This is a genomic window from Litoreibacter sp. (genome assembly GCF_058136045.1).
Window position 1 is genome coordinate 13,829 of sequence record NZ_JBYVDD010000001.1, and the last position, 12,632, is coordinate 26,460.

Sequence of the window (12,632 nt, forward strand, 5' to 3'; positions counted from 1 at the left end):
TAGCAATTGGGGTGAACTAAGGAAGGTCGGCCCATGCTGGAAAATTTGATTGACCGTTTCGGGGATGGCGGCGTTCTTATGATGGCGGGGGCCTTGGTTGGCCTGATCTTCGGGGCTTCGGCGCAGCACTCTCGGTTTTGTCTTCGGGCGGCAAGCGTTGAGCTGTCAGAGGGCGGTTTTGGCCCGCGTCTTTCCATTTGGCTTATAGCTTTCAGCGCTGGTGTGTTCGGGGTGCAATCCGCAATTGTGGCTGGCTGGCTGGATGTTTCCGAGGCGCGGCAACTGGCGTCTACGGGGTCTATGTCTGGTGCGATCATCGGTGGGTTGATGTTCGGCGGCGGTATGATTTTGGCGCGGGGGTGCGCCAGTCGGCTATTGGTTTTGTCCGCGACGGGAAACTTGCGGGCAATCATTACAGGTTTGGTTCTGACGCTGGTTGCGCAGGCTTCGCTGCGCGGAGTTTTGTCTCCATCACGAGAGATTTTAGCAGGGCTATGGCTGGTGCCGGGAGGCGAGGCGCGTAACTTGCTTAGCCAGACGGGGGTGTCCTCCGGCGTAGCAGCCGGTGTGGCGGGCCTTTCGTTGGTCTTGGCATTTTTCCTTGCATATCGCTCCAAAGTACAGACAAGCCATGCAGTCGCCGCTGCGGTCGTTGGCGGCGCTGTCGGCTTGGGCTGGGTGCTGACCTATTTGATTGCGCAAACCTCGTTCGAGGTGGTGGCAGTGTCTTCCGTTACGTTCACAGGACCGTCAACGGACACGCTCATGGGGCTGGTGAACAGCACTGACTTGCCCTTGGGCTTCGGTGTCGGTTTGGTGCCGGGAGTGTTCGTCGGGGCGGGTGCCATGGCCCTGATGACGCGCGAGGCGCATATTGAACGCTTTGGGCCAGACACTCCGATGGAGCGCTACTTGTTGGGCGCCGCGTTGATGGGGTTTGGCAGTATGTTGGCGGGTGGCTGTGCAGTTGGTGCGGGCATGTCCGGGGGCGCGATTTTTGCAATCACTGCTTGGGTAGCCGTGTTCTTTATGTGGGTTGGGGCGATGACGACCCACCTGATGATGGGTCGCATGTCACGCGGTAAGTCAGTCGCGGCCTAAGGGCTATTCGAACTCCATCTGCTCATAGACGCGGCCCGCATTTTTAGTCGCCAACTCTTCAAATGTGTCGAGATGCGCATAGGGGGACTGGTCCACATAATAGGCCTCGGCCAACCCGCCGCCGGTGTCCAAATGCGCGCCCACTTTACCGCGTAGGTACTCCAGATAGCCTTTGGTGTAGCGGCGCACCTGATCCATATTGGTCGGGTGACCGTGTCCGGGGATCACATAAGTTGCGCCTAAGGGCTCAAATTCGGCGTCCCAAGTTTCTAGCCAATCAGCCGTTAGTGTGTGCTCGAAAATAGGCAACATACGCTCGTGAAAGGCCATGTCACCCGAGATCACGAGGCTTTGTTTGGGCAGCCAGATAACAATGTCACCGGGGCTGTGGGCAGGCCCGAGGTGGCGGGCTTCGATGCGAAAATCACCCATCTCGACGATGTATTCGTCTGCGAAGGTCTCTGTCGGGCCTTGGGATTCAGTGCCTTCCGCTTTGTCGCGATTGTAGCGCTTCATACCCTCAAGCGCGGCCTTGCCGTGCTCCTCGACCTCATGAGCGGTGTCTTCATGCGCCACAATTGGCACGCCTTGCTCTGCCCAGTAGTTATTGCCCAAAACCGCGTGGCCTTGGCCGTTCTCGTTGAACACCAGTTTCACTGGCTGGTCAGTTACCGCGCGAATTTCGTCATGTAGCGCCTTGGCCAACCCATACGCCGCGCCGCCATTGATGACCACGACGCCATCGCCGGTGACGATAAAACTAAGGTTGTTGTTGTGACCCGAGTTCTCATAGGTCGGCGGGGCAGTCGCGCCAATGGCTGAGAATACACCGGGAATGACTTCGACCGGCTTGTCGTACAACATTGAAGCAGGGTATTTATCGGCAATATCTTCGCTGGCTTGCACGGTGCCTGCGGCCAAGATAGCCGCCATGAATACAGTCAGTTTCATTACATTTCCTCCGATACAAAGCGATAGCCGCTGTCTTTACGCTCCACATGGCCAACGCCGCCATCTGGCAGGTGAAAGCCAAGCAGGGTGGTTTTTTCATGGGCCAGTTTATCCAGCAGCCGTGCCCGTGTTTTTGCGGCCAACTCCGGGTCTTGGTCTGAGCCACTGGCCCAATCGGGCCGCGCAAAAGCGATGTGATGGTTGCCAATTGCATCACCACCAACAAGCAAGGCCTCGCTGCCGGAACGGATCTCGAAGGACATGTGACCGGGGGTGTGGCCGAAGCTGGCATGAGCCATGATGCCGGGTAGAATTTCTTGGCCATCGTTGAAGAAACTTACCCTATCTTCAATGACTTCAAGCCTGCGTGCGGCGCCAACGGCAAAGGAGGCACGCGCATCCCCGATGGTGTTGACGGTATTCGGGTCCCGCCAGTAATCCCATTCTACCTGCCCGATCATATGCTCTGCTTCCGAGAAAAGCGGGTCGTCGAAGTCATCAAGAACCCCCCATAAGTGGTCGGGATGCGCATGGGTGAAAACCACATGGGTGATGTCTTCGGGGGCGACGTTCAGCGCCTCAAGACTGGTAAGCAGATCGCCCGCGGTGGACATAAAGCTGTCACCAGAGCCGGCATCGAAAAGCACCGTGCGGTCCGCGTGGCGCAGCAGGGTTACGTTGCAAGGCGGCTCTAGTTTGTCCATTCCCAGATTGAGAGGGGTCAGGATGTCGGAAACCTCGTCTTGAGGAAGATGCTCGAAGAAGAATGCGCCGGGCAACTCAAGGTTCCCGTCGCTGACACTGAGGACTTCAAAGTCGCCTACAGTCGCGGAAGTGGCTGCAAGTGTAGGGCGTGGAAAGCCGGTTAGAGCCACCCCTCCAAAGCCTGCAAGCAGCAGTCTGCGGTCAATACTCATTGTGCCCTCCATAGTTCATTCCATTTATTGAATATGAAGGTTTTGAGCCGCAATAAGCAAGCAGAATGTGGTTTAGCTTTCTGCCGCAGCTTTTGCGGCTTCGAACTGGGTCAAGAAAACGTCACCAGTTAGCTCGTCCAAGAAGTGACTGCACTTGAGGCGGTCCATAACAGGGCCTTTCACCTCGGACAGGTGTAGCTTCACATCCATTTCATTCAAGCGGGTGTTGATGGCTTCCAAGGATTCCAATGCGCTGAGATCAATCTCGTTGATTGCAGTGCATTGTAAAATTACGTGGCGAATATCGGGGTCAGTTGCGATCCGGTCCTGAATGCTGTCTTCCAAGAAACGGGCATTGGCAAAATACAGGCTTTCATCAACACGTAGGGTCAGCACTTTGGGGTTTGTCTTCACTTTGTGACGCAATACGTTCCGGAAATGCTCTGTACCGGGGACAAGCCCCACCTCGGCAATGTGCGGTCGGGAGGTTTTAAACAGGTGCAGCAATATCGACAGGCCAACACCTGCTGATACGCCCACCTCGACACCAAGGCCAAGGGTCAGCAAAATCGTTGCTAAGACGGCTATGAAATCTGCCTTGGAATAGCTCCAACTGCGTTCCAAGATACTGAAATCAACCAAACTGAGAACGGCGACGATGATCGTGGCCGCGAGGGTTGCTTTAGGCAGAAAAAAGATTAGCGGGGTTAGGGCCAAGGCGGCAATGGCCAATCCGATTGCGGTAAAGGCACCTGCGGCAGGGGTCTCGGCCCCAGCGTCAAAATTAACCACGGAGCGAGAGAAGCCACCGGTCACCGGAAATCCACCGGTTAAGGAAGCCGCAACATTGGCCGCACCAAGGCCGATTAGTTCTTGATCCGGGTCGATGCGCTGGCGCTTTTTGGCAGCCAGCGTTTGCGCCACGGAAATCGACTCGACGAAGCCAATAATGGATATCAGGAAGGCAGGCAGTAGAAGTTGCCCCACAAGGTCGGGAGAGAAAGGTGGCAGTGTCAGGGGCGGTAAACTTTGCGGCACGTCGCCGACGATACGCACGCCGCGCCCCGCTAGCCCGAAGGCCCACACAACAAGGGTGGTCAGCACGACAACTGCGACTGGTCCGGCTTTGGTGGCCACATCAGCCATGGCGTCACTTATGCCGTGCCGCTTCAGGAATGGCTTTAACCCTTTGCGTACCCAGAACAGAAAACCGGTGGCGATTACGCCAATCGTGGCGGTGATTAAGTTGGTCTCGGGAAGGTGTTCGATTAAAGACAGCACAAGGTCCAACAGATTGTGACCATGGGCATCAATGCCCAAAATGTGCTTGATCTGGCTGGTTGCGATGATCAGGCCGGATGCGGTTATAAATCCGGCAATCACCGGGTGAGACAAGAAGTTGGCAATAAACCCCAGCCGGAATAGCCCCATTGCCAGTAAGATCAGCCCCGATAATCCGGCAAGCACCAGCGCGGCGGCGGCATAGCCCATGGTGCCTTGCTCGACGATATTGCTAAGGGCGGCTGCTGTCATCAAGGATACGATTGCCACGGGTCCCACGGCCAAGGCGCGGCTGGTGCCAAATATCGCGTAAAGAATAATCGGCGCGATGGAGGCATAAAGCCCTGCCTCGGGCGGCAAACCAGCAAGTAAGGCGTAGGCCAGAGATTGTGGGATCAACATGATTGTGACGATCACGGCGGCGATTAAATCGCTGCTTAGGGCCGCGCGGTCGTAGGTGCGGCCCCAGGTTGCGATGGGCAGTAACCGGGTTAAATACTCTGGCATGTAGGGCTCGTTTGGTGTGATGTTCTATGTCTGAAACAGGGCGTAGGGCAAATTGTTGCGGCTTACTTAGCGATAAGTTTCTCTGGCTTGGCCATCCATTCTCGACCACGCAGCATGGCCTTCCAATAGATCGGCGGCAGCATCTTTTCTTTTAAGAACCAAGCGGCGCGTGAAGGTTTGGTGCCATCAATCAAGAACTTTGGAAAGCTTGGCAACATGGTGCCACCATAGCCGAATTCCGCTAAAATAATTTTGCCGCGCTCTACCGTTAATGGGCAGGAGCCGTAGCCATTGTACTGCGCCACAGGCGCGCGGCCTTCGATGTCTGCTACCAGATTTTCTGCGACAATCGGAGCCTGAATACGGGCGGCGGCAGCGGTCTTTGCGTTTGGCGCGTTCATGACGTCGCCCAGCGACCAGATGTTGTCATAGGTTTTGTGGCGCAAGGTGGCTTGATCCACGTCGATCCAGCCCGCTGCATCGGCCAATGGCGAGACGCGCACGAAGTCTGGGGCGGTTTGAGGTGGGCAGACATGCATCATGTCGAAATCCATCTCTATGCGTTCAACCGGAGTGTCAGGTTTTGAGACGTCGAACCATGCCTTCTTTGCAGCACCATCGACTGCGATCAGATTATGAAAGAAGTTCAACGAGGCATCGTATTTTTTGACATATTGTTCCAGTGCTGGAACGTAGTCTTTAACCCCGAACAGCACGCCGCCGGCATTATTGAATTGAATGTCGATGTCTTTCAAAACGCCGCGGCGGAACCATGCGTCGCCGGACAAGTACATGGCTTTTTGCGGAGCTCCGGCACATTTGATTGGCATCGGAGGTTGCGTGAAAATTGCGCGGCCTTCGTTCATTTCGCTGACCAACCGCCAAGTGTATGGGGCCAAATCATAGCGATAGTTGGAGGTCACGCCGTTCTTTCCCAGCGTCTCGACCAGACCCTCTACGCGGTGCCAATCCAGCTTCAGGCCAGGGCACACAATTAGCCGTTTATATTTCACAACGCGGCAGCCATCGAGGATGATCGCGTCGTCTTTCGGCTCAAAAGCCGCAACGGCAGCCTTGATCCAATGCACGCCACGCGGGATCAAAGATCCCATGGTTTTTGCCGTGTCGGGCGCGTCAAAAATACCGCCGCCCACCATGGTCCAGCCGGGTTGGTAGTAGTGGATGTCGGCGGGGTCGATGATAGCAATTTCCAGATCTGGCTTGCGGGCATGCAGGCTGGCGGCCGCAGCGATACCGGCGGCACCCGCCCCGATGATAACAACTTCATAACTTGCATCCGCACGGTCGGTCGGAGTTTTCCCGCCGTTCACAATGCGCCGCACAACGCCGCCCATATCGTAGCCAGCCGCCTTGGTGGAGGCTAAAATATCGGCCACGCTTAGAGTATCGGCTTGGGCCAAGGACCACAAAGTAGCCGAGCGCGTGCCAGAGCGGCAATAGGCCAGTGTTGGGCCGGGAAGCTCTGTCAGGGCTTGGTCGAACAACCCTGCGTCCTCGTCGCTGACCTTGCCCGCAACGATAGGAAGATACCGCACATCCATCCCGAGCGCCTTTGCCGCGGCAGCGATCTCATCAAAGGATGGCTGGTCTACCCCTTCGCCATCGGGGCGATTGCAGATAATGGATCGAAACCCTTGATCTTTGATTTCTTGTAAGTCGTCAGGTGTGATTTGCGGGCTGACAGAAATGCTCGCCGTTAAAGTCTTTAAGTCCATTTGTGTGTCACTCCCTGATCGGTATTGGTATGAATTTGCCGACGCATTTGATGCGTCGGCAGGTTATTCGCTGAGTTTTCGGGCTGGGTTACAGGGTGTTGACCGGAACCTTTAGCATTGGGTTGCCGTCTTGGTCGGTCGGAATTTCACCTGCACGCATGTTTATTTGTAGGGATGGGATGATCAGCTTTGGCATGTCTAACTGTGCGTCGCGTTGGGTGCGGAATTCGATAAACTCCTCGCGGGTTTTGCCTCCGCCGACATGGATATTGTTGACCTTTTGCTCCGCTACGGTGGTCTCCCATTCGATTGCGCGATTGTTCGGGCCATAATCGTGGCACATATACAGGCGCGTCTCATCTGGCAGTGATAGAACTTTTTGAATGCTGTCATATAGCTCGCCCGCGTCGCCGCCGGGGAAGTCCGCCCGCGCCGATCCGCCGTCGGGCATGAACAATGTGTCGCCGGCAAAAGCCGCATCACCCATCACATGCACCATGCAAGCGGGGGTGTGGCCGGGGGTGTACATGGCAAAAGCCTGCATATTGCCGATCATGTAGGTGTCGCCGTCTTTAAACAACGCATCAAATTGAGAGCCGTCACGTTGGAACTCGGTGCCTTCATTGAACACTTTGCCAAAGGTTTCCTGAACCACCATAATTTTCTCGCCAACGCCAATTTTGCCGCCAAGTTTTTCTTGAATATAGGGAGCGGCGCTAAGGTGGTCGGCATGGACGTGGGTTTCAATAATCCAGTCAAGCGTCAGTCCTTGCTTGGTGATCTCGGAAATCAGCATATCGGCGTGATCAGAGGTGATACGCCCGGCAGCGTAGTCGATGTCCATAACGCTGTCGATGATGGCGCAATGTTTGCTCGACGGGTCGCGAACGATGTAGGTGATGGTGTTTGTGGCCTCATCAAAATGTGCCGAAACTTCGGGTTTGATGTCCATTTGAATTGGATAAGTCATAAGGATAATCCTTCAATAGAGATTAGGTTGATGCTGCTTTAGTGATGATCATGCTCTGTACTGCTTTCGCTGCAAAAATGCCGACCAAAAGGGCTGCAACGAAAATCAGAACTTCCCAGCGGCCAGTGCCAATTGCGGGCAATGCGCCGCCCGGACAAAAGCCTGCGATGCCCCAGCCGATGCCAAAGATTGCGGAGCCGCCAATTAATGGCATGTCCAAATCGCGGCGCGTGGGCAGTTTGAATGCGCCTTCCAGTGCGGGGGCAGGGCGGCGTAATATTAGGCGATACCCAATGAAAGTGACAATGAGCGCCCCTCCCATTACAAACGCTAGGCTGGGATCCCAAGTGCCTGCGATGTCAAAGAAATTCAGAACTTTGGCCGGATTTGCCATGCCGGATATCGAGATGCCGACGCCGAAAATCAATCCGATTATATAGCTTGCGAATAGGCGCATGGATCAGGCTCCCAACACATGGCGCACCACGTAGACCGTGATGGCGGTGGTGATCATAAATGTAGCCGTGGCTGCGATGGAACGTGGTGACAGGCGCGCCATGCCACATACCCCGTGTCCAGAGGTACAGCCGGAGCCGAAGGTGACGCCGATACCGACAATTACGCCGCCAATGACAAGCATGGTCGTCGAGATGGGCACTTGGATGGCTGGCATCTCCCCGGTTAGAAACCGGATCAGCAGGGGGCCACTTGCCATCCCCGCGAGCACCATGGCGCGCCATGCCCAATCAGATTGACTTGAGGGCGAAAACAGCCCTGCCAAAATACCGGTAGCGCCCATGATGCGGCCAAGGGTTGCCATCAGTAGGACGGACGAGACACCGATAAGCGCCCCGCCGCCAAGCGACTGCCAAGGGGTAAATACAGTCTCCACTATCAGACTTTACAGGTCTTGATGCCGAACAAAGTATAGAGCGGGCAAAACTTAGTGGATGAGGTAAACAACATCACAGCGCCCGCGATCAGGGAGACCACGGTGGCGGCAGTTGAGTTGAACAATGCCATTCCGCTCACAAAGGGAAGGGCGATCAGGACAACGCCCAGGATCAGGCGGAGAATACGGTCAAGTTTGCCAACATTAACGGTCATGGTGCGATTCCTTTTTTAATACACTCCTATCAAATACAGCGGCTTCCTTGGGCCAACGGTGACAATGTCACCAAAGCGCAGTTCCGGCATTAGGTATTTTTATCGGCTAGGTTTTCCAGCCGTTCCCGGTTCGCTATCATCACTGTTCCGCGCGCTTGGCTGATCCAGCCGCGCCGTTGAAACTCCTGTAGTTGGCGTGAGATGACTTCGCGCGCGGTTCCCAACTCGACCGAAAGCTTCTGGTGGGTGGTGGAGATTTTGTCCTGACCTTTGGAGAGTTTGACCAACGTATGGGCAAGGCGCACATCGACACGCTGAAATGCAACCTCGTCGATCATCAAGAACAGGTCCGTGATACGTTTTGAGAAGGCGGCAAAAACAAAGGTCCGAAAGGAGGGCGACTTGGCGACCAAATCATCAAAAACCTGTTTTGGAACAGCGGCGGCCTGAACCGCGGTTTCGGCAATGCCGTCGGCGGAATAGTCTTCATAGGCTAAAAGACAAGCGGTGGTTAATACGCAGCTTTCGCCAGCATGGATGCGGTAGAGGACAATTTCGTGGCCCGTATCAGAGACCTGTTGAACGCGCACAGTACCGTTTAGCAAAAAGAGCATGTTCTCGGGGGATTTCCCCGGTCCGAAAATGATTGTGTCCGCAGGTAGGTCGATGACGGTGCTGCGCTGAAGTAAAAGTTGCTTGGTGGTGGCCTCAAGTCGTGAAATGCCCGGAAACCGGTCCACCCATTCTGCCGAGTTCGATAGATCACTCATGGGCAAGCCACGTATAGTAGCCGTGTAGAATTGCGGGGGCGGCAGATGTGTTTGTCATGGAACCTCTGAGAAGTGTTTGGCCGTTGGGGCAGGGTACAACAAAACTGGCAGGAATGAAGGCCGCGATTTTCTATGTGTTTGAAGGCGTCAATCACCAGAGCCGCTTGGCGGGCGCTTCTGGGGCGCTGGGCCTGTATACGCTTTGGTTAATTCGGTTGGGACTTCATGTCCGGTTTTCAGGAAAGGTAAAATACCCTTGCGCGCAGAGGCCCCTCGCCCGGAGATAATATCCGCGTCAGATTTGGTAACGCGCTGTGCTGCGCGGCGTCCCCATTGGGCCAGCATCTCGTAAAGGCGGTCAATCTCAGCTTGGTGGGCACTGTTTTTTCCAAGGTCGTGGAACTCTTCAGAATCGGTTTTCAGGTCAAACAGCATCGGCCGAAATTCACCTTCGGCGTGGATGAGCTTGTAGCGCCCGTCAAACACCATAAAGAGCCGCGCATCGCGTGGCTCCAACCCCAGCTTCACGCATTGCGGGGTGGAGGAATAGTCATATTCACTGATGACATAGCTTCGCCAATCGGGCGTTTTGCCGTGTAGCCATGGGACAAGAGATCGGCCTTCTACGATATGCCGGGGAACCTTGCCACCTGCTGCTTCGATGAAGGTCGCGGTCAAATCAATGCTCTCCACAAGCGCATCGCAGGTTGTGCCGCGTGTCGTGTCTGCTTCTGCGCGGGGGTCGTAAATAATCATTGGAATTTTTACTGATTGCTCGTGGAACAGGTCCTTTTCACCAAGCCAATGGTCACCAAGATAATCGCCATGGTCGGAGGTCAGAACAATCATCGTGCCACCCATCCGATTGGTCTGCTCCAGATGGTCCAACAGGCGGCCCAGTTGATCGTCGCATTGCTTAATCAGTCCCATATAAGCGGGAATAACCTTGGCACGAACCTCGTCTTGCTGGAAGGCGGTGGCGATTTTGCTTTCCATATATGCACCATAAACGGGATGTGGTGCGTCGCGCTCCACGTGGTGCCGTAGAGCGTCTGGGACATGCTCGGGGCCGAACATGTCGTGATATGGCGCAGGCACAATATAGGGCCAATGTGGCTTGATGTAGCTAACATGGGCGCACCATGGGCCCTCGGCTTGGTCGATGAAATGGATGGCTTGCGACGTCAGCCACGGGGTCTCGCTGTCTTCTTCACAGATGTTGGCGGGCTTGTCGGCGTTGTCGAACATCCAGCCGCTGGCGATCTGGCCGTCGTCAATGCCTGCGTTGGCAAAGTCCGCCCACGGGTTCTCGGTCTCGTAGCCTTTGGACTTGAGGTATTCGTTATAGGGCGAGCGTTTTTCGTCGTAAAACCCGTCCGGCCCCTGCCCCCACAAACCATCATCACGCACCCAGACATCGAACCCACACTCGGCTTGCCGCGCGCCAATGATGCTATCAGGCGATAGGCCCAGTCGGGTCATGCCCTCGGCATCGGCTTTCATATGCGTTTTGCCGATCAGCCAGCACCCCATGCCAAGCTTGCGCAAGTGATCACCCATGGTTTGCTCGCCAACACGTAGCGGAAAACCGTTCCACTGCGCCCCGTGGGACGAGGTATATCGGCCCGTATAAGTGCTCATCCGGCTGGCGCCGCATATGGGCGATTGAACATAGGCGTTAGTGAACCGCATGCCCTGTGCTGCAACGCGGTCAAAGTTCGGGGTGTGCAAATGCGGGTGGCCAGCGCAACTGAGGTAGTCAAAGCGCAACTGGTCATACATGATGAACAAGATGTTGATAATCGGCCCTCCGGTTGTTTAACCCTTAGCCCCTTGCCCGCGGGAATAGATGTCCTCGTAGCGGGTAATGTCGTCCTCACCCAGATAGCTGCCAGTCTGTACCTCGATCAAGATCATCGGGGTGTCACCGGGGTTTTCCATGCGGTGAACGGCCCCCAAGGGGATATAGACCGACTGATTTTCCTCAACGAGACTTACCATATCGTCGATCGTCACCCGCGCGGTGCCCTCTACAACGATCCAGTGCTCGGCGCGGTGCTTGTGGCTTTGCAATGAGAGCACCGCGCCGGGGTTGACGACGATGCGTTTGACTTGAAACCGCGTGCCTGTTCCCAAGCTCTCGAACCAGCCCCAAGGGCGGTAATCTCGGGGCAGGGTTTCTGCTTGTGGAGCTTGGCGGGCCTTCAATGCGGCCACCGCCTTTTTGACGTCTTGCGCGCGATCTTTGTGGGCGATCAGCACCGCATCGGGCATGGCCACGGCGATGATGTTTTCCAATCCGATGCCCACCAATTCTTGTTTGGTGTCCTCGGCGCGCAATAATGTATCACGACAATCGATGGCGGTTGCCGGGCCGTTTGTGACAATGCCCTGCGCGTCCGGCCCTGATTCCCGCCAAACGGCATCCCAACCGCCAAGGTCAGACCACGCGCCGCCAAATGGCACCACACTTAAGTTGGGTGCTTTTTCCATCACGGCGTAGTCGATCGAGACGTCTTCCAATTCGACCCATGGGGCGGGGGCGAGGCGGGTAAAGCCAATGTCGCTTTGGGCGTCGTTGACCGACCCGCGGACGCCTGCCAAAATGTCTGGGGCGTGTTTCTCAAAAGCCGCGATGATCGTGTCAGTTGAGAATAGAAAAATACCAGCGTTCCAAAGATGTCTGCCACCATCAAGCATGGCCTTTGCAACGACCGCGTCGGGTTTTTCAACGAAGGCTTTCAGGGGCTGCGCAATGGGCTCGAAGTCACCTGTTGGCGGGGTCGATAGCTCTAGCCAGCCGTATCCAGTCTCGGCGCGGTCGGGGCGAATGCCAAAGGTGACCAACTGACCTGACAGGGCCGTCGGGATGGCGGCTTTGACGGTGGCGCGAAAGTGCTCCATGTCGGGTATGACGTGATCCGAGGGGGCAACCAGCATTAAAGCGCCGGGATGATGCGCCGCAAGGCACAGGGCACCGGCCAGAATCGCAGGCGCAGTGTTGCGCCCTTCCGGCTCGATAAGGATTGCATCAGATGTAAGGTCAATCGCTACCAGCTGCTCTTTGACGATGAACCTAAAGTCAGAGCCGGTGACGATCATCGGGGCTGCAAACCCATCGCCAGTCATGCGCCGAGCAGAGGCTTGGAATAGGCTTTCGTCTCCGGTCAGTTGTGCGAACTGTTTGGGGTAGCTTTTGCGTGACAGTGGCCAAAGCCGCGTGCCGGAGCCACCGCATAGCAGTAAAGGGTGGATTAAGTCGCTCATCTTGAGTGCTCCATTGCCGCAGAGG

At 55.9% G+C, this 12,632-nt stretch carries 12 protein-coding genes; 1 reads left to right on the plus strand and 11 read right to left on the minus strand.

The features are described 5' to 3' along the window. The first annotated feature begins 33 nt into the window (after positions 1 to 33). Complete coding sequence (locus AC3Y7R_RS00085; protein ID WP_490039960.1) at positions 34 to 1,101, plus strand: YeeE/YedE family protein; 1,068 nt, start codon at positions 34 to 36, stop codon at positions 1,099 to 1,101. Positions 1,102 to 1,104: 3 nt separating this feature from the next. Here the strand turns inward: AC3Y7R_RS00085 and AC3Y7R_RS00090 are convergent, their stop codons facing one another. The 11 genes from AC3Y7R_RS00090 to AC3Y7R_RS00140 form a co-directional block, all read right to left on the minus strand. Continuing rightward, on the minus strand, positions 1,105 to 2,052 hold the full coding sequence (locus AC3Y7R_RS00090) for an MBL fold metallo-hydrolase (protein ID WP_490039961.1): 948 nt from the start codon (positions 2,050 to 2,052) through the stop codon (positions 1,105 to 1,107). Further along, positions 2,052 to 2,969, minus strand: a complete 918-nt coding sequence (locus AC3Y7R_RS00095) for an MBL fold metallo-hydrolase (RefSeq protein ID WP_490039962.1) — start codon at positions 2,967 to 2,969, stop codon at positions 2,052 to 2,054. Before AC3Y7R_RS00095 ends, AC3Y7R_RS00090 begins: the two co-directional genes overlap by 1 nt. Positions 2,970 to 3,041: 72 nt before the next feature. Continuing rightward, complete coding sequence (locus AC3Y7R_RS00100) at positions 3,042 to 4,757, minus strand: SulP family inorganic anion transporter (protein ID WP_490039963.1); 1,716 nt, start codon at positions 4,755 to 4,757, stop codon at positions 3,042 to 3,044. 62 nt (positions 4,758 to 4,819) lie between these two features. After that, positions 4,820 to 6,493 (minus strand): bifunctional protein tyrosine phosphatase family protein/NAD(P)/FAD-dependent oxidoreductase, encoded by a 1,674-nt coding sequence (locus tag AC3Y7R_RS00105; RefSeq protein ID WP_490039964.1) that lies wholly within the window; start codon positions 6,491 to 6,493, stop codon positions 4,820 to 4,822. Between the two features lie 88 nt (positions 6,494 to 6,581). After that, positions 6,582 to 7,463, minus strand: a complete 882-nt coding sequence (locus AC3Y7R_RS00110) for an MBL fold metallo-hydrolase (protein WP_490039965.1) — start codon at positions 7,461 to 7,463, stop codon at positions 6,582 to 6,584. A gap of 22 nt (positions 7,464 to 7,485) precedes the next feature. Further along, positions 7,486 to 7,920 (minus strand): DUF6691 family protein, encoded by a 435-nt coding sequence (locus tag AC3Y7R_RS00115; protein ID WP_490039966.1) that lies wholly within the window; start codon positions 7,918 to 7,920, stop codon positions 7,486 to 7,488. A gap of 3 nt (positions 7,921 to 7,923) precedes the next feature. Then, positions 7,924 to 8,355 carry a YeeE/YedE family protein gene (locus AC3Y7R_RS00120; RefSeq protein ID WP_490039967.1) on the minus strand — a complete coding sequence of 144 codons (432 nt, stop codon included), beginning with the start codon at positions 8,353 to 8,355 and terminating at the stop codon, positions 7,924 to 7,926. A 2-nt stretch (positions 8,356 to 8,357) separates the two neighbouring features. Next, entirely contained in the window at positions 8,358 to 8,570 is a 213-nt protein-coding gene (locus tag AC3Y7R_RS00125) for a YgaP family membrane protein (protein ID WP_490039968.1), read from the minus strand. Between the two features lie 89 nt (positions 8,571 to 8,659). After that, positions 8,660 to 9,340: a Crp/Fnr family transcriptional regulator gene (locus AC3Y7R_RS00130; RefSeq protein ID WP_490039969.1), complete on the minus strand. Its 681-nt coding sequence runs from the start codon at positions 9,338 to 9,340 to the stop codon at positions 8,660 to 8,662. 147 nt (positions 9,341 to 9,487) lie between these two features. Continuing rightward, positions 9,488 to 11,140 (minus strand): sulfatase-like hydrolase/transferase, encoded by a 1,653-nt coding sequence (locus AC3Y7R_RS00135; protein WP_490040061.1) that lies wholly within the window; start codon positions 11,138 to 11,140, stop codon positions 9,488 to 9,490. Positions 11,141 to 11,158: 18 nt separating this feature from the next. Then, positions 11,159 to 12,607, minus strand: coding sequence for a mannose-1-phosphate guanylyltransferase/mannose-6-phosphate isomerase (locus AC3Y7R_RS00140; RefSeq protein ID WP_490039970.1), 1,449 nt, complete (start codon positions 12,605 to 12,607; stop codon positions 11,159 to 11,161). Positions 12,608 to 12,632: the final 25 nt, after the last annotated feature.